General features: G+C 73.0%; 12 protein-coding genes and 1 pseudogene. 4 read left to right on the plus strand and 9 right to left on the minus strand.

The genetic code is table 11. The features are described from left to right. The first annotated feature begins 417 nt into the window (after positions 1-417). Positions 418-1,320, plus strand: coding sequence for a hypothetical protein (locus AMK24_RS15250; RefSeq protein ID WP_073769280.1), 903 nt, complete (start codon positions 418-420; stop codon positions 1,318-1,320). Positions 1,321-1,358: 38 nt separating this feature from the next. Further along, positions 1,359-2,222 carry an ankyrin repeat domain-containing protein gene (locus AMK24_RS15255; RefSeq protein WP_079190526.1) on the plus strand — a complete coding sequence of 288 codons (864 nt, stop codon included), beginning with the start codon at positions 1,359-1,361 and terminating at the stop codon, positions 2,220-2,222. Here AMK24_RS15255 and AMK24_RS15260 read toward each other — a convergent pair. The 6 genes from AMK24_RS15260 to AMK24_RS15285 all read right to left on the minus strand — a co-directional run bounded on the left by AMK24_RS15260 (position 2,179) and on the right by AMK24_RS15285 (position 7,116). Beyond that, positions 2,179-2,751 (minus strand): GNAT family N-acetyltransferase, encoded by a 573-nt coding sequence (locus AMK24_RS15260; RefSeq protein ID WP_073769282.1) that lies wholly within the window; start codon positions 2,749-2,751, stop codon positions 2,179-2,181. The two genes, AMK24_RS15255 and AMK24_RS15260, sit on opposite strands and share 44 nt — an antisense overlap. A 303-nt stretch (positions 2,752-3,054) precedes the next feature. After that, positions 3,055-4,695, minus strand: a complete 1,641-nt coding sequence (locus tag AMK24_RS15265) for a DEAD/DEAH box helicase (protein ID WP_073769283.1) — start codon at positions 4,693-4,695, stop codon at positions 3,055-3,057. 200 nt (positions 4,696-4,895) lie between these two features. Beyond that, a complete protein-coding gene (locus AMK24_RS15270; RefSeq protein WP_030583235.1) occupies positions 4,896-5,099 on the minus strand; it encodes a cold-shock protein in 204 nt (67 codons plus the stop codon). 293 nt (positions 5,100-5,392) lie between these two features. Continuing rightward, a complete protein-coding gene (locus tag AMK24_RS15275) occupies positions 5,393-5,917 on the minus strand; it encodes a pyridoxamine 5'-phosphate oxidase family protein (RefSeq protein ID WP_073769284.1) in 525 nt (174 codons plus the stop codon). Positions 5,918-6,018: 101 nt separating this feature from the next. After that, a complete protein-coding gene (locus tag AMK24_RS15280) occupies positions 6,019-6,486 on the minus strand; it encodes a GNAT family N-acetyltransferase (RefSeq protein WP_073769285.1) in 468 nt (155 codons plus the stop codon). Between the two features lie 66 nt (positions 6,487-6,552). After that, the gene (locus AMK24_RS15285; RefSeq protein ID WP_073769286.1) at positions 6,553-7,116 is read right to left on the minus strand and encodes a HutD/Ves family protein; all 564 of its coding nucleotides are present in this window, start codon (positions 7,114-7,116) and stop codon (positions 6,553-6,555) included. Between the two features lie 225 nt (positions 7,117-7,341). Here AMK24_RS15285 and AMK24_RS15290 point away from each other — a divergent pair, with 225 nt between their 5' ends. Further along, positions 7,342-8,256 (plus strand): rhomboid family intramembrane serine protease, encoded by a 915-nt coding sequence (locus AMK24_RS15290; protein ID WP_073769287.1) that lies wholly within the window; start codon positions 7,342-7,344, stop codon positions 8,254-8,256. Between the two features lie 191 nt (positions 8,257-8,447). On the opposite strand, the gene AMK24_RS15295 is transcribed toward AMK24_RS15290, so the two are convergent. The 3 genes from AMK24_RS15295 to AMK24_RS15305 all read right to left on the minus strand — a co-directional run bounded on the left by AMK24_RS15295 (position 8,448) and on the right by AMK24_RS15305 (position 15,653). Then, positions 8,448-9,908: a glutamate synthase subunit beta gene (locus AMK24_RS15295; RefSeq protein WP_073769288.1), complete on the minus strand. Its 1,461-nt coding sequence runs from the start codon at positions 9,906-9,908 to the stop codon at positions 8,448-8,450. Further along, entirely contained in the window at positions 9,901-14,469 is a 4,569-nt protein-coding gene (gene gltB / locus AMK24_RS15300; protein WP_073769289.1) for a glutamate synthase large subunit, read from the minus strand. Before gltB ends, AMK24_RS15295 begins: the two co-directional genes overlap by 8 nt. A gap of 452 nt (positions 14,470-14,921) precedes the next feature. Next, the gene (locus AMK24_RS15305) at positions 14,922-15,653 is read right to left on the minus strand and encodes a VIT1/CCC1 transporter family protein (RefSeq protein WP_073769290.1); all 732 of its coding nucleotides are present in this window, start codon (positions 15,651-15,653) and stop codon (positions 14,922-14,924) included. Positions 15,654-15,978: 325 nt separating this feature from the next. Here AMK24_RS15305 and AMK24_RS15310 point away from each other — a divergent pair. Further along, positions 15,979-16,227: pseudogene (locus tag AMK24_RS15310) on the plus strand (ADP-ribosylglycohydrolase family protein); the annotation flags it as partial. Positions 16,228-16,353: the final 126 nt, after the last annotated feature.

Consider the following 16,353-nt stretch of genomic DNA (forward strand, 5'->3'; position numbering starts at 1 on the left):
ACCGTGCAGGAAACCCCGTACGGGGCGCCGAGCAGGGCGCCGAGCGGGGGCCCGCACGGCGGTGGGAGCGCCGCGCGTCGGAGCGGAAGTGCTGGTGTGCGTGCGTGCGGGAGTGCTGTGGGTCGCGTGGTCCGGCACGCGTGTCCCGGCCGGGTGACGACCTCCGGCCCGGCGGCCGAAATGGTCATGCACACGACAAGAACACTCCGATTATCGGTGTCGAGTGACCGCTGCCACAAGGCGCACTTTCCGGCCGGATCTTTTCGGCCATACGGAGGGGGCTCCTCCGATCCCCGGTCCCGGGCTCCCCCGCCCCGTGCGGCCTCCCGCGCACGGCCGCGGCTTACAGTGGAGATCCGCCGGCCCCCAGGGGGCCGGCGTCACGGAGTCAACCGTCGCCGAGGGGGGGGTTCCGACGTGGCGAACCGCCCTCCGGGCGCACCCGTCGTCCACGGCTTTCCGCATCTGGCCACGGTCCGCTCCGCCATCACCGCGCTCTACCGGCGGCTCTCCGCGGACGGCGTCCACGCCTACGCCACCAGCCTCGCCCCCGCCGACGCGGCCTTCGCCGACCAGGACGACCTCCATCTGGGAGCCCAACGGGTGGCACGCGCCCTGGTCCAGCACTTCCACCTGCCCGACGCCCGCCTGATCGTCGGCTTCCGGGCGATGGAGCACGCGGCGAGCGTGGAACTCACCGCGGGCCCCGAGTACTTCGTCGAGCTGAACGACCGCTTCCGCACCCATCGCCGGGACGTCGGGGCGGCGCTGGCGCACGAGGTCGCCCATGTGCTGCTGCACCGGCTCGGCCTGGAGTTCCCCGGCACCCGCGCCAACGAGATCCTGACCGACACGGTGACGGCCTATCTCGGAGCCGGGTGGCTGCTGTTGGACGCGTTCCGCGAGGACGCCGCCTCCCGCCAGAAGCTCGGCTACCTGACCCCGGAGGAGTTCGGGTACGTCCTGGCCAAACGGGCGTTCGCCTTCGGCGAGGACCCCTCCCCCTGGTTCACCAGCCCGCAGGCGTACACCGCGTACGCCGAGGGGCGGGAGCGGGCGGCGCGCGACCTGCGCCGGCCGCCGCTGTCCGCCGCCGGCTGGGCGGGCCGCCGCCGCTACGCCAAGGACCGGAGGTACGCCCGGGAGCACCCGGGGGCCGTTCCCGACCCGAGCGTTCCCTACGCCTTCGAGACCGGCGGCCCGGAGCTGCGGGTCTCCTTCCCCTGCCCCACCTGCCACCAGCGCATCCGGGTGCCCGTCCGGGGCCGGTTCGGCGCGCGGTGCGGTCTGTGCCGTACACACCTGGAGTGCGACACCTGAGCGGGGGCGTCGTCGGCGGCCCACCGTAGGGTCGAAGCATGACGAACGAGCCGATCAGGGACGAACCAAGCCTGTTCGACGCGCTGTACGAGGATGAGGACGCGGTCGTACGGGCACTGCGGGCGGGCGTGTCCGCCGAGGCGAGCGACGAGGAGGGCACGACCGCCCTCTACCTGGCCTCGGTCCAGGACCTCCCCGGGGCGGTGCGGCTGCTGCTCGCGGCGGGGGCGGACCCCGACCGGGCGAGCGGCCCCGAGGCGGGCGACCTTCCGCTGTGCGGGGCGGCGTGCGGCGGGCACACCGAGGTGGTGCGGGCCCTCCTGTCCGCCGGGGCGCGGCCGGACCTGCGCGAGCAGTTCGGTTTCACGGCGCTGCGGTGGGCGGTCGGCCTGGGGCACGCCCCCACGGTGGAGGCGCTCCTGGCCGGGGGCGCGGACCCGCTGCTGCCGGGCCCGCAGGGCGAGGCGATGCTGGTGCTGGGCGCGCAGCGGGGGTCCGCCCGCACGGTGAGGGCGCTGCTCGCGCACGGCGCGGGGGCGAGGGGCCAGGAGGCCGTGGTCGCCCTGGCGCTGGCCGAGGCCCGGCGCATCGCCGCGCTCGACCCGGAGCGGGAGTTGCGGCGGCGGCTGGAGGAGGGTTACGGCTCCGGCATCGAGACGGTGACGCGGCGGGAGCGGCGGGAGGGTGAGGAGACGATCGCCGTGGAGGTGCTCCGGGACGGGGTTCCGACGGCGGGCGTGGACCAGCACACGGGGCACGGCGAGGTCGCGGCCCTGCTGGAGGAGGCGGCGGGACCGCCCGCGACCGACCGCGCCCCACGGCCCGCGCGGGCGCCGTCCCCTCCGCCGCCCCGGCCTCTCACACCTCCCGTGCCGCCCGCGCCTCCCATGCCTCCCGGGTGAGTTCGTACTCGACCTCGCCGTGCTCGGAGCCCTCGACGGCCTCCGGCCAGTCCTCGGTGTAGGCGCGCAGGAAGGTCAGTCCCGTCTTCTCCATCACGCGGCGCGATCCCGTGTTGACCGCCATGGTGTTCGCGGTGACCCGCCGGACGCCGAGGTCGGCGAACCCCTTGTCCACCAGGGCCCGCGCGCCTTCGGTGGCGTATCCGCGGCCCCAGGCGGCGCGGTTCAGCCGGTAGCCCAGTTCGACGACGGCGGGGTCGTGGTCGTCCAGCGGCCGGAGTTCCCACCAGCCCAGGAACGCTCCGGTGTCCTGGCGCTGAGCGGCCCAGTAGCCGCGGGCGCCGGTGCACGGGTGGGTGTGGAGGAGTCTCGGCAGGACCCGGTCCCGGATGTCCTCGCGGCTCGTCGGCCGGCCCCCGTTGATGTACCGCATGACCTCGGGGTCGTTGTCGAGGGCGAAGAGATCGGGGGCGTCCTCGGGCGTGACCGGGCGCAGGAGGAGCCGGTCGGTCTTCAGGAAGGTGTGCATGGGGCGATCCTCACCGCGGCCGACCGGGCCGTGCCACCGGATAACCGTTCCACCGGATATACGCGGCGCGCCGGGAGCCGCCCGCGGGGTCCGGCCCCGGACGGGCCGCCCCGGGGCGGCGGGTGAGGACGAGCGCCCCGCCGTCCGGTCCGTCCGGCGAGGAGGCGGCGGCCCCGCCCTCCGGCGGCCGACGCGCCCCTCCCGGGACGCGGGGCTCTGCCCCGTGCCCCGGCCCTCGCCCGCCGGACGGTGGGCGAGGCGGCCCGGCGGGAAGGGTGCCGGGCCCGCGGTGCGTGGGGGCCGTCAGGCCGCCCGGCGCCCCCGCGGCGCCGCACCCGGACGCGCGGCGCCGGCGGAGCGCCCCGCGCTTCCGGCCGAACGGCCCGTGCCCCCGGCCGAACGCCCTCCGGCGCCCGTGCCCGTGCCCGAACCCCGTCGTCCCCGTCCCCGGCTGCCGGAGCGCACCGCTCCGCCGCCCGAGGAGCCGGCCGCGCCGCCCGACCGCGTCCGCTGCTTCGGCGGAGTCGGCTGCGGCACCTCGATCACGACCGCGACGCCCGAGGGCTCGCGGGCCCCCGTGATCCGGCTCAGCTCCGCATCGCCCGACGTGACCCGCGTGGTGCGCGGCGCGATGCCCGCGTCCTGCATCAGTCGGGTCATCTCGCGCTTCTCCTCCGGCAGCACCAGCGTGACGACGCTGCCGGACTCCCCGGCGCGCGCCGTACGCCCACCGCGGTGGAGGTAGTCCTTGTGGTCGGTCGGCGGGTCCACGTTGACGACCAGGTCGAGGTCGTCGACGTGGATGCCGCGGGCCGCGACGTTCGTCGCGACGAGCGCGGTGACCTGCCCGTTCTTGAACTGGTCCAGCGTCCGGTTGCGCTGCGGCTGCGAGCGCCCGCCGTGCAGCGCGGCCGCCCGCACACCGCTGGCGAGCAGCCGCTTGGCGAAGCGGTCGGCGGCGCGCTTGGTGTCGACGAACATGATCACCCGGCCCTCGCGGGCGGCGATCTTCGTGGCGACGGCCTTCTTGTCGGTCTCGTCGAGGACGTGGAGCACGTGGTGCTCCATCGTGGTGACCGCGCCGGCGGACGGGTCGACGGAGTGCACGACCGGGTCGGTGAGGAACATCTTCACCAGCCGGTCGATGTTCTTGTCCAGGGTCGCGGAGAACAGCATCCGCTGGCCGTCCGGCTCGACCTGCTTGAGCAGGGCGACGACCTGCGGCATGAAGCCCATGTCGGCCATCTGGTCGGCCTCGTCGAGGACGGTGATGGAGACCTCGTCCAGACGGCAGTCGCCGCGCTCGATGAGGTCCTTGAGCCGGCCCGGGGTGGCGACGAGGACTTCGGCGCCGCGCCGCAGCGTGGCGGACTGCTTGGTGATCGACATGCCGCCGACGACGGTGGCGAGCCGCAGGTTCACGGCGGTCGCGTACGGGGTCAGCGCGTCGGTGACCTGCTGGGCCAGCTCACGGGTGGGCACGAGGACCATGGCGAGCGGAGCGCGCGGCTCGGCGCGGCGGCCGGCGGTGCGGGCCAGCAGCGCCAGGCCGAAGGCGAGCGTCTTGCCGGAGCCGGTGCGGCCCCGCCCGAGGATGTCCCGGCCGGCCAGCGAGTTCGGCAGGGTCGCGCCCTGGATGGGGAACGGCTCGGTGACGCCCTGCGCGGCGAGGGTCTTCAGCAGCGCGGCGGGCATGTCGAGGTCGGCGAAGGCGTCGACGGCGGGCAGCGCGGGGGTCACGGTCTCCGGCAGGGCGAATTCGCCCTGCGGCGGGGTGGCGCGACGACGGGCCGGGGGCTTGGAGCCGCCCTGGTTCCGGGAGCCGCCCTGGGCGCGGGAGCGGGGTGCGCCGCCCCGGCCGTTCGACGGGGTCTGGGTGCTCTGGCCGCGGCCGCGGGCCGGGCGGGAGCGGGGGGTGCGGTCCTGGCGTTCGGAGCTGGTCATGCGGAATTGCCCTCCTGGGGGGATTCCTGGGCGACTGCCGAATGGGTTGACTGCGGGGTGTGCCGATCCGGCCGTCGTGTGCGCCCCCAGGATGTGCGCACGGAAACGGATGGGTGCAACGAGGTCGTTGCTCGGACAGCACAAACCGGGGCCCGCACCGTGAGGTGCGGGCCCCGGTCAGCGAGGTACGCGTCCGGTGATCAGACCGGGACGATGTTCTCGGCCTGCGGGCCCTTCTGGCCCTGCGTGACGTCGAAGGAGACCTTCTGGCCCTCCTGCAGCTCGCGGAAGCCGGAGGCGTTGATGTTGGAGTAGTGGGCGAAGACGTCGGCGCCGCCGCCGTCCTGCTCGATGAAGCCGAAGCCCTTTTCCGAGTTGAACCACTTCACGGTGCCGGTGGCCATGTCATTCTCCTAAAACAGGTGCAGTGCCGGAAATCCGCACTTTACGAATTCCAAGTCGCCGCATTGAGCCCCATCCGGAGAAAGCCGGAAAACAATAAAGCGCCTGAGGAAGCATTCCCGTCAGGCGCACATAAAGTTCATGGGTACCAAAACTGCAACGCGGACAACACTACCACGTCCTCCCTCCCGGCGCAGGGGTACGCCACGCCGCCGGAGGGGAGACTTCGCTGACCGGAGGGCGTAGGGAGGCGTCCCGGGGCGGGCGCGAACGGAGCCGGCCCGCCCCCGGCGCGTCAGGGCGCCTCGACCGCCGGGGCGTCGTCGCCGGTCCGCCGTACGGTGCGCAGGGGTCCGCCCGGCCGCCAGGACCGGATGACCAGCGCCTCCCCGTCGAGCCCGGTGCGGACCACTTCGGCCAGCTCCGCGCGGAAGAGGTGGAAGGGCTCCGGCGGAGCCGCCTCCTCGATGAAGCGGGCGATGACCGCCGGGTCGGTGATCTCCACGGCCCGGCCGCTGACACGCACGTCGCCGTCGTTCATCTCGGCGTCGGGGCCCGGGTTGGCCTGGAGCGCGAAGCGCGGATCGCGCCGCAGGTCCAGGGCCTTGCGGGAGTTCGGCATCATGCCGAGCAGCAGCTCACCGAAGCGGAAGTCGGCCTCCAGGCCGGTGACCCGGGGCGAGCCGTCCTTGCGCAGGGTGGCGAGGACGTGGTGCTTGTAGAGGCGGAAGCGCCGCTGCACGGTGTCGGCGAAATCGGGTTCGGCGGCGGCGAAGCCGTCCCAGGAGACCGGTGCGGGCGTGGTCGGTGAAGACGTCATGACGCCATGGAACACCGGATACCCGACATCTTCTGTCGGGTATGGCGGCGCGACCGGCGGACGGGCGCGCCGGGCCGCATGCCGTCACCGCCCCGCCGCCTTCAGCCCCGGTCCTCCGGAGCCGGCCGGGTGAGCCGCAGCATGACCTCGTCGTACTCCTCGTCGACGCGGCGGCTCTCCTCCACGAACCCCATCCGGGCGTAGAAGCTCCGGGCCCCGGTGTTCTTCTCGTACACGTCCAGGGCCAAGGAGCCGTGCAGCGCCGCCGCGTGTTCGACCAGGCGGCGGCCCACCCCGGTGCCCTGGGCCTCCGGGGCCACGAAGAGGCCGCCGATCTCGGCGTCCAGGAGGCCCAGGAGGGCCACCACCCGGCCGTCCGCCTCGGCGACCCAGTTCTCGGCGTGGACGAGATAGATCTCGCGCATCTTGCGGGCCCGCTCGCCCCCGCCCTCGCCGGGGATGAAGGGGTGGGCCGCACGGCCGGCACGGGACCAGACGTCCACCGCGGCGTCCTCGTCGGCGGCGGTGTAACGGCGGATCACGGCGGGGGCGGAGACGTGTTCGGGCATACGGGCGACCGTATCCCGCGGCGGACGGTCCGTCAGCCGGATTTCTTTCCCGCGCCGCCCGGGCGGTCACATGTCCGCGAGTGTGATCAGCGCCGCCCGGCCCATCGTCCGCAGCACGCCGGGCGACGCCCCGGTCGCCAGCACGGCGTCGTAGCGGTCCAGCCGGACGCCCGCCCCCTCCAGCTCCGCGCCGTCGTCCAGGGAGACGGCCAGCACCGCGCCGCCCTCCGGGAGGAGCAGGCGGACCGTGCCGCAGACGACGGCGGTCTCCGCCCGCGTACGGTCCCTGCGGTACATGACGTTGAGGTTGAGGACCGGGCCGCCCAGCAGGAAGCCCTCGGTGGGCAGGTCGCCGGGGAAGCCGTGGGGCCACAGGGGCTCGTCCACGATGTGGTGCTCGCCGCCCACGACGAGGTCCATGCCCGCGCCCTCGACCACGGTCAGGACGCGGTCCACGCCGGGGAAGACGGAGAACGGGCCGTCGGCGGTGACGTCCGCGAGGCTGACGCGCCAGTCGAAGGCGCCGGTCCCCGCCTCCGCGGGGCCGGCGGCGATCTCCCGGACGCTCCCGCCGCCGTTCTTCCAGGGGACGGGGGCGCGGTCGGCGGTGCGCAGGATGCGTACGGTCATGCGGTGGCCCCCCGTTCCGGCCCCGCCCCCGGGCCGGGTCGGGTCATGGTCGTCGTGATCGTCGTGGTCGTCGTGCGCGGCGGCTCCCGCGCCGCGCCGCCCGGACCACGAGCGTAGGCCACCCGACGCGCCACCCCGGCCCCCCGGCCCATGGCGCCGGTTCGCTATCTTGATCGCCGCCGCCCCCACCGGCCCCGTTGCCCACCCCCAGTGAAGGAGCCGGCCATGGAGGCCGCCGCCGCCCCCGCGTGTTACCGCCACCCGTCCGCCGAGACGTATGTCCGCTGCACCCGTTGCGACCGCCACATCTGCCCGGACTGCATGCGGGAGGCCCCGGTCGGCCACCAGTGCGTGGAGTGCGTGGAGGAGGGGCGGCGCTCGGTGCGGCGGGCCCGTACGGTCTTCGGCGGGGCGGTGTCCCGGGCGACGGCGCCGATGGTGACGTACGTGCTGATGGCGCTCAACGTGCTGGCCTACGTCGGCGAGGTGGTCCGGCCGGAGATCGTGGACCGGTTCGCGGTGCTCGGGGCGGCGCTCACCGGCCCGGACGGCGAGGTCTACTACTACCGGGGCGACACCTTCCCCGGGTACGAGCTGACGGGCGTCGCGGACGGCGAGTGGTACCGGCTGGTGACCGGGGCCTTCCTGCACATGCCGCCGGACGCCTCGTTCGGGGTGATGCACCTGGTGTTCAACATGTTCACGCTGTGGAACATCGGCCGGGCCGTGGAGGGGCAGCTGGGCCGGGCCCGCTATCTGGCGCTGTACCTGCTGTCGGCGGTGGGCGGTTCGGTCCTGGTGTACCTGCTGGCGCCGGACACCTCCACGGTCGGCGCCTCCGGTGCGGTCTTCGGGCTGGCCGCCGCGTACTGGGTCATCCACCGGCGGCTCGGCCACGACATGGCGGCGGTCAACCGCTTCATGGCCGGGTTCCTGATCTGGATGCTGATCTCGGCCGCGTTCACCTCGTGGCAGGGGCACCTGGGCGGGCTGCTGACCGGGGCGCTGGTGACGTCCGGGCTCGCCTTCGCGCCGGCGAAGCTGCGGGCGTGGCCGGTCCAGCTCGCGGGCGGGCTGGTGCTGCTGGGGCTGTTCGCGGTGGCGGTGGCGCTGAAGACCTCGGCGCTGACGGGCGGCTGAGGACGGAGGGGCACGGGCCCGGGGGAAGGTGTTCCGCCGGGCCCGTACCGGCTCCGGACGCGCCACGGCGCCCGCTGGAGTCCGGTCGGGGACGGGCAGGCGCCGCGTTCAGTTCCGTACGCCGTTGTACGGGACGTGTGGTGGGGGCTCCCTCCGGGCCGCGTGGGCCCGGGGGAACCCGGAGGTGGTGCTCAGACCAGCAGGGACCGGTCCGTCGGACGGATCGGGGCCGGCAGGGCGCTGGTCCCGGTCAGGAAGCGGTCCACTCCGCGGGCGGCGGAGCGGCCCTCCGCGATCGCCCAGACGATCAGCGACTGACCGCGTCCCGCGTCACCGGCGACGAAGACGCCGTCGACGTTGGTCGCGTAGTGCTCGTCGCGGGCGACGTTGCCGCGCTGGTCGAGCTCCAGGCCGAACTGCTGGACCAGGCCGTTGGACTGGTCGGTTCCGGTGAAGCCCATGGCGAGGGTGACCAGCTGCGCGGGGATGCGCCGCTCCGTGCCGGGCTTCTGCTCCAGCTTACCGTCCTTGAACTCGACCTCCACCAGGTGGAGGGCCTGGACGTTGCCGTCCTCGTCGCCCTCGAAGTGGGTGGTGGAGACGGAGTAGACCCGCTCGCCGCCCTCCTCGTGCGCGGAGGTGACCTTGTAGAGCATGGGGAAGGTCGGCCAGGGCTGGTTCGCGTTCCGCTCCTCGCCCGGCTTCGGCATGATCTCCAGCTGGGTGACGGAGGCCGCGCCCTGGCGGTGGGCGGTGCCCACGCAGTCGGCGCCGGTGTCGCCGCCGCCGATGACGACGACGTGCTTGCCGCCGGCGTGGATCGGGGCGACGGTGAGGTCGCCCTCCTGCACCTTGTTGGCGAGGGGCAGGTACTCCATCGCGAAGTGGACGCCGTTCAGCTCGCGGCCGGGGACCGGCAGGTCGCGGGAGACGGTGGCGCCGGCCGCGATGACGACCGCGTCGTAGCGGCGGCGGAGCTTGGCGGCGTCGATGTCCCGGCCGATCTCCACCCCCGTGCGGAACTTGGTGCCCTCCAGGCGCATCTGCTCGATGCGCCGGTTGATGTGGGACTTCTCCATCTTGAACTCGGGGATGCCGTAGCGCAGGAGGCCCCCGATGCGGTCCGCGCGCTCGTAGACGACGACGGTGTGGCCGGCCCGGGTCAGCTGCTGGGCGGCGGCGAGTCCGGCCGGGCCGGAGCCGACGACGGCGACGGTCTTGCCGGAGAGGCGCTCCGGCGGCTGCGGGGTGACGTCGCCGCTGTCCCACGCCTTGTCGATGATGGAGACCTCGACGTTCTTGATGGTGACGGCGGGCTGGTTGATGCCGAGCACGCACGCCGACTCGCAGGGGGCCGGACACAGCCGCCCGGTGAACTCCGGGAAGTTGTTCGTGGCGTGCAGCCGCTCGGACGCGGCGGTCCAGTCCTCGCGGTAGGCGTAGTCGTTCCACTCGGGGATGAGGTTTCCGAGCGGGCAGCCGTTGTGGCAGAAGGGGATGCCGCAGTCCATGCAGCGGCCGGCCTGCTTGCTGATGATCGGGAGCAGCGAGCCCGGAACGTAGACCTCGTTCCAGTCCTTGACGCGCTCGGCCACGGGGCGGGTCTTCGCGACCTCGCGTCCGGTGGTCAGGAAGCCCTTGGGGTCAGCCATGGGTCGCCGCCTCCATCATCTTCTCGGTGGTCTCCTGCTCGGAGAGGCCGGCGAGCTCGGCGGCGTCCTTGGCGGCGAGCACTGCCTTGTACGTGGACGGGATGATCTTGCTGAAGCGGGTCACGGCGGTGTCCCAGTCGGCGAGGAGCTTCTCCGCGACGGTGGAGCCGGTCTCCTCGTGGTGGCGGCGCACGACGTCGTGCAGCCACTCCCCGTCGGTGTCGTCCGGCTCCTCGACGGCGCCGAGGTTGCCGACGTTGACGTTGTCGCGGTCCAGGTCGATGACGTAGGCGACGCCGCCCGACATGCCGGCGGCGAAGTTGCGGCCGGTCGTGCCGAGGACGACGGCGTGGCCGCCGGTCATGTACTCGCAGCCGTGGTCGCCGACGCCCTCGGAGACGACGAGCGCCCCGGAGTTGCGGACGCAGAAGCGTTCGCCGGTGCTGCCGCGCAGGAAGATCTCGCCGCCGGTCGCGCCGTAGCCGATGGTGTTGCCGGCGATGGTGGAGTACTCGGCGAGGTGGTCGGCGCCCCGGTCCGGGCGGACGACGACCCGGCCGCCGGAGAGGCCCTTGCCGACGTAGTCGTTGGCGTCGCCCTCCAGGCGCAGGGTGATCCCGCGCGGCAGGAACGCGCCGAAGGACTGGCCGGCCGAGCCGGTGAAGGTGATGTCGATGGTGTTCTCGGGCAGGCCCGCACCGCCGAACTTCTTGGTCACCTCGTGGCCGAGCATGGTGCCGACGGTCCGGTTGATGTTGCGGATCGCGACCTGGGCGCGGACCGGCTGGGCCGCCTCGGCGCTGGTCGCGCCGAGGGCGTCGGCGGCCAGCTTGACGAGCTGGTTGTCGAGCGCCTTGGCCAGGCCGTGGTCCTGCTCGGCGATGCGGTGGCGGACCGCGCCCTCGGGCAGTTCGGGCACGTGGAAGAGCGGGGCGAGGTCGAGGCCCTGCGCCTTCCAGTGGGTGACCGCCCGGTCGGTGTCGAGGAGTTCGGCGTGGCCGACGGCCTCCTCGATGGAGCGGAAGCCCAGTTCGGCGAGGAGTTCGCGGACCTCTTCGGCGATGAACTCGAAGAAGTTGACGACGTACTCGGCCTTGCCGGAGAAGCGGTCGCGCAGGACCGGGTTCTGGGTGGCGATGCCGACCGGGCAGGTGTCCAGGTGGCAGACGCGCATCATGACGCAGCCGGAGACGACGAGCGGCGCGGTCGCGAAACCGAACTCCTCGGCGCCCAGCAGGGCGGCGATGACGACGTCGCGGCCGGTCTTGAGCTGGCCGTCGGTCTGCACGACGATGCGGTCGCGCAGGCCGTTGAGCAGCAGGGTCTGCTGGGTCTCGGCGAGGCCCAGCTCCCAGGGGCCGCCCGCGTGCTTGAGGGAGGTGAGCGGGGAGGCGCCCGTTCCGCCGTCGTGGCCGGAGATGAGGACGACGTCCGCGTGGGCCTTGGAGACACCGGCGGCGACCGTGCCGACGCCGACCTCGGAGACCAGCTTCACGTGGATGCGGGCCCGCGGGTTGGCGTTCTTCAGGTCGTGGATGAGCTGCGCGAGGTCTTCGATGGAGTAGATGTCGTGGTGCGGCGGCGGCGAGATGAGGCCGACGCCGGGCGTCGAGTGACGCGTCTTGGCGACCCACGGGTAGACCTTGTGGCCGGGCAGCTGGCCGCCTTCGCCGGGCTTGGCGCCCTGGGCCATCTTGATCTGGATGTCGTCGGCGTTGACCAGGTACTCGCTGGTGACGCCGAAGCGGCCGGAGGCGACCTGCTTGATGGAGGAGCGGCGCTCCGGGTCGTACAGGCGCTCCGGGTCCTCGCCGCCCTCGCCGGTGTTGGACTTGCCGCCGAGCCGGTTCATCGCGATGGCGAGGGTCTCGTGGGCCTCGCGGGAGATGGAGCCGTAGGACATCGCGCCGGTGGAGAAGCGCTTGACGATCTCGGAGGCGGGTTCGACCTCGTCCACGGGGACGGGGGCCCGGTCCGGGGTGAAGCCGAAGAGGCCCCGCAGCGTCATGAGGCGCTCGGACTGCTCGTTCACCCGTTCCGTGTACTGCTTGAAGATGTCGTAGCGCCGGTTGCGGGTGGCGTGCTGGAGGCGGAAGACCGTCTCCGGGTCGAACAGGTGCGGTTCGCCCTCGCGCCGCCACTGGTACTCGCCGCCGATCTCCAGGGCGCGGTGGGAGGCCGCGATGCCGGAGGCGGGGTACGCCTTGATGTGCCGGGCGGCGACCTCCTTGGCGATGACGTCCAGGCCGGCGCCGCCGATCTTGGTGGCGGTGCCGTTGAAGTACGTGGCGACGAACTCCTCGTCGAGGCCGACGGCCTCGAAGACCTGGGCGCCGCGGTAGGAGGCGACGGTGGAGATGCCCATCTTGGACATGACCTTCAGGACGCCCTTGCCGAGCGCGTGGATCAGGTTCCGGATGGCCTGCTCGGCGTCGGTGTTCTCGATGAAGGTGCCGGCGCGGACCAGGTCCTCGACGGACTCCATGGCGAGGTAGGGGTTGACGGCGGCGGCGCCGTAGCCGATGAGGAGGGCGACGTGGTGGACCTCGCGGACGTCCCCGGCCTCGACCAGCAGGCCCACCTGGGTGCGCTGCTTGGTGCGGATGAGGTGGTGGTGGACGGCGGAGGTGAGCAGCAGCGAGGGGATCGGCGCGTGCTCGGCGTCGGAGTGCCGGTCGGAGAGGACGATCAGGCGGGCGCCGTCCTCGATGGCGGCGTCGACCTCGGCGCGGATCTCCTCGATCCGCGCGGCGAGGGCCTCGCCGCCGCCGCCGACCCGGTAGAGGCCGGCGAGGGTGGCGGCCTTCATGCCCGGCATGTCGCCGTCGGCGTTGATGTGTATCAGCTTCGCCAGCTCGTCGTTGTCGATCACCGGGAACGGCAGCGTGACGCTGCGGCAGGTGGCGGCGTTCGGCTCCAGGATGTTGCCCTGGGGGCCGAGCGAGGAGCGCAGCGAGGTGACGAGTTCCTCGCGGATGGCGTCCAGCGGCGGGTTGGTGACCTGGGCGAAGAGCTGGGTGAAGTAGTCGAAGAGGAGCCGGGGCCGCTCGGAGAGCGCGGCGATCGGCGAGTCGGTGCCCATGGAGCCGAGCGGTTCGCCGGCGGTGCGGGCCATCGGCGCGAGGATGACGCGCAGCTCTTCCTCGGTGTAGCCGAAGGTCTGCTGGCGGCGGGTGACCGAGGCGTGGGTGTGCACGATGTGCTCGCGGTCGGGCAGGTCGCTCAGCTCGATCTCGCCGGCCTCCAGCCACTCCTGGTACGGCTGCTCGGCGGCGAGGGACGCCTTGATCTCGTCGTCCTCGATGATGCGCCGCTCGGCGGTGTCCACGAGGAACATCCGACCGGGCTGGAGGCGGCCCTTGCGGACCACCTTCGCCGGGTCGATGTCCAGGACGCCGACCTCGGAGGAGAGCACGACGAGGCCGTCGTCGGTGACCCAGTAGCGGCCGGGACGCAGACCGTTGCGGTCGAGGACCGCGCCGACCTGGACGCCGTCGGTGAAGGTGACGCAGGCCGGGCCGTCCCAGGGCTCCATCATGGTGGCGTGGTACTGGTAGAACGCGCGCCGGGCCGGGTCCATGGCGTTCTTGGATTCGGGGCTCTCCCACGCCTCGGGGACCATCATCAGCACCGCGTGCGGCAGTGAGCGCCCGCCGAGGTGGAGCAGCTCCAGGACCTCGTCGAAGGAGGCCGAGTCGGAGGCGTCCGGGGTGCAGACGGGGAAGATCCGGTCGAGCCGGGCCGGGCCGAAGAGGTCGGAGGCGAGCTGGGACTCGCGGGCCTTCATCCAGTTGCGGTTGCCCTTGACCGTGTTGATCTCGCCGTTGTGCGCGACGAAGCGGTAGGGGTGGGCCAGCGGCCAGCTGGGGAAGGTGTTGGTGGAGAAGCGGGAGTGGACCAGCGCGACGGTCGAGGCGAAGCGGCGGTCGGAGAGGTCCGGGAAGAACGGCTCCAGCTGCCCGGTGGTGAGCATGCCCTTGTAGACGATGGTGCGGGCGGAGAGCGAGGGGAAGTACACCCCGGCCTCCCGCTCGGCGCGCTTGCGCAGGACGAACGCCTTGCGGTCCAGGACGATGCCGCTGGACTCCCCGTCGGCGACGAAGACCTGGCGGAACTCGGGCATGGTGGCGCGGGCGCCGTTGCCGAGCAGGGCTGGGGCGACCGGGACCTCGCGCCAGCCGAGGACCGTCAGGCCCTCCTCGGCGGCGATGGCCTCGATCGTGCGGACGGCCCCGGTGGAGCCGTCGGCGGGCAGGAAGGCGATACCGACGGCGTACGAACCCGCCTCGGGAAGCTCGAAGGGGGTCTCGGCGCGCAGGAAGGCGTCGGGGACCTGGCAGAGGATTCCGGCGCCGTCGCCGGAGTCGGGCTCGGATCCGGTGGCGCCGCGGTGTTCGAGGTTGCGCAGCACGGTCAGCGCCTGCTCGACCAGCTCATGGCTGGCCACACCGGTCAGAGTGGCCACGAACCCGACGCCACAGGCGTCGTGCTCGTTACGGGGGTCGTACATCCCCTGCTGGGCGGGGCGACCGTCCATGGGCGACCAGGCGTCGATACGCATCGGCTCTCCCGTCGTCGTCGTGGCATGTGCGGTGCCGAGGGACGACGTTGGCCCTCTGCGAAATTTGGTGCAGGCTACATGATGGGGCGCTTCTCAGGAAGCGGAAGGCTCGTTCCAACATGCGGACATCATGGGGTTCGGGGACGACTGGGTGACCAGAGGTGACCGGACGTACCAGGAGGGGGTCGCTGTCGGAACGATCGGCGCCCGGGGAGTCGCAGAGAGCAGGCGTCGTTGCCTGCGGTGCTTACGGCTCTTGCCCGGCGGCCGAGGAAACGAAACCACCGGGTAACGGCTACTTATGTGCAGCGCTGCATAGCGTCTCATTTTAGGGGCGTGCGGCCCGTCCCGCCCAGGGGCGGGCGCCACGACGTACGTCACACGGGGTGCGGGGCGGTTGCGCCGTTCGGGCGGCCCGGCCCCGCCGCTCACCCCGCCGGCCCAGCCGGGAGTCAGCCGACCGCCACGCCGAACAGGGTGCCCAGGCCGTAGGTGATCGCCGCCGCCGCCCCGCCGAGGGCGAGCTGCCGCAGTCCGCTGAACCACCAGCTGCGGGCCGTCACCCGGGCCACGACCGCGCCGCAGGCGAAGAGTCCGGCCAGGGCCAGGAGGACGGCGGGCCACAGGGCGCTCGCGCCGAGGAGGTAGGGCAGGACAGGCAGCAGGGCCCCCAGGGCGAAAGCGCCGAACGAGGAGACGGCGGCCACCAGCGGGGAGGGCAGGTCGCCCGGATCGATGCCCAGCTCCTCGCGGGCGTGGATCTCCAGCGCCTGCTCGGGGTCGCGCGACAACTGGCGGGCGACCTCGCGGGCCAGCGGGGCGTCGACGCCCCGGGACTCGTAGAGGGCGGCCAGCTCCGCCATCTCGTCCTTGGGGTGCTTGCGCAGTTCGCGGCGCTCGACGTCCAGCTCCGCCTCGACCAGTTCGCGCTGGGAGGCGACGGAGGTGTATTCGCCCGCCGCCATGGAGAAGGCCCCGGCGGCGAGCCCGGCGAGGCCGGTGATCACGATGGTCTGCTGGGAGACCGCGCCGCCGGCCACCCCGGTCATCAGAGCGAGGTTGGAGACCAGGCCGTCCATGGCGCCGAAGACGGCGGGGCGCAGCCAGCCGCCGTTCACGTCCCGGTGCGTGTGGTTGTCCCGGTGCGCTTCGTGCAGGACGGCGTCGGTCTCGATGATGGCCACGGCGTGCCTCTCCCCTCGCGAACGGGGGGTTGCCACCCCACCGCTTCCCCTTGCGTACAACTTTCGACAAAGTCCAAACTACGCCGTCCGGGTGTCCGCCGCCAGCAAGGCAAGGCTGCCCTATACCCCTTCTGACCTGCGAAGAAAGGTGAGCCTCAGCTATCCCGGCCGTCACCCACCCGGCCCCTTTCCGCGTGTTCTCCGCCTCGCTCCGCCCGCCGCGTGGCACAGATGCGGACAGGACCCGGAGGCGGTCCCGGCCCCGGACGCGGAGGCCGCTCCGGGCTCGGACCCGGTCCCGCCGAACGAGCGGAAGGGCGGCGCGATGAACGGCGACGCGGTGAACGGCGGTACGAGGAGCACGGCGGCCGGCGGGGAGCGGGCCAGGGGCGCGCTGCTGGGACTGGCGGTCGGGGACGCGCTCGGCGCCCCGGCGGAGAATCTGCGGCCCTCCGAGATCCGCCGCCGCTGGGGCCGGATCGAGGGCTTCGTGGACGACGATCCGGCGGGCACCGACGACACGGAGTACGCGATCTTCTCCGGGCTGCTGCTGGCGCGGCACGGCTCGGCGCTCGCCGGGCTGCTGGCGGGCCGGCCGGACGCCCTGCCCGAGCGGTGGACGGCCCCGCTGAAGAACCGGCTCTCCACCTCCGTACCCGGCTTCGACCGGACCGGCTTCGACACCCTCGCCGCACTGACC

This window comes from Streptomyces sp. CB02366, from assembly GCF_001905905.1.
Taxonomy (GTDB): Bacteria; Actinomycetota; Actinomycetes; order Streptomycetales; family Streptomycetaceae; genus Streptomyces.

Excerpts from the sequence above, each read along its gene's own strand:
- AMK24_RS15255 (WP_079190526.1), top strand. The coding sequence starts at position 1,359 with ATGACGAACGAGCCGATCAGGGACGAACCAAGCCTGTTCGACGCGCTG.
- AMK24_RS15260 (WP_073769282.1), bottom strand. The coding sequence starts at position 2,751 with ATGCACACCTTCCTGAAGACCGACCGGCTCCTCCTGCGCCCGGTCACG.
- AMK24_RS15265 (WP_073769283.1), bottom strand. The coding sequence starts at position 4,695 with ATGACCAGCTCCGAACGCCAGGACCGCACCCCCCGCTCCCGCCCGGCC.
- AMK24_RS15270 (WP_030583235.1), bottom strand. The coding sequence starts at position 5,099 with ATGGCCACCGGCACCGTGAAGTGGTTCAACTCGGAAAAGGGCTTCGGC.
- AMK24_RS15275 (WP_073769284.1), bottom strand. The coding sequence starts at position 5,917 with ATGACGTCTTCACCGACCACGCCCGCACCGGTCTCCTGGGACGGCTTC.
- AMK24_RS15280 (WP_073769285.1), bottom strand. The coding sequence starts at position 6,486 with ATGCCCGAACACGTCTCCGCCCCCGCCGTGATCCGCCGTTACACCGCC.
- AMK24_RS15285 (WP_073769286.1), bottom strand. The coding sequence starts at position 7,116 with ATGACCGTACGCATCCTGCGCACCGCCGACCGCGCCCCCGTCCCCTGG.
- AMK24_RS15290 (WP_073769287.1), top strand. The coding sequence starts at position 7,342 with ATGGAGGCCGCCGCCGCCCCCGCGTGTTACCGCCACCCGTCCGCCGAG.
- AMK24_RS15295 (WP_073769288.1), bottom strand. The coding sequence starts at position 9,908 with ATGGCTGACCCCAAGGGCTTCCTGACCACCGGACGCGAGGTCGCGAAG.
- gltB (WP_073769289.1), bottom strand. The coding sequence starts at position 14,469 with ATGCGTATCGACGCCTGGTCGCCCATGGACGGTCGCCCCGCCCAGCAG.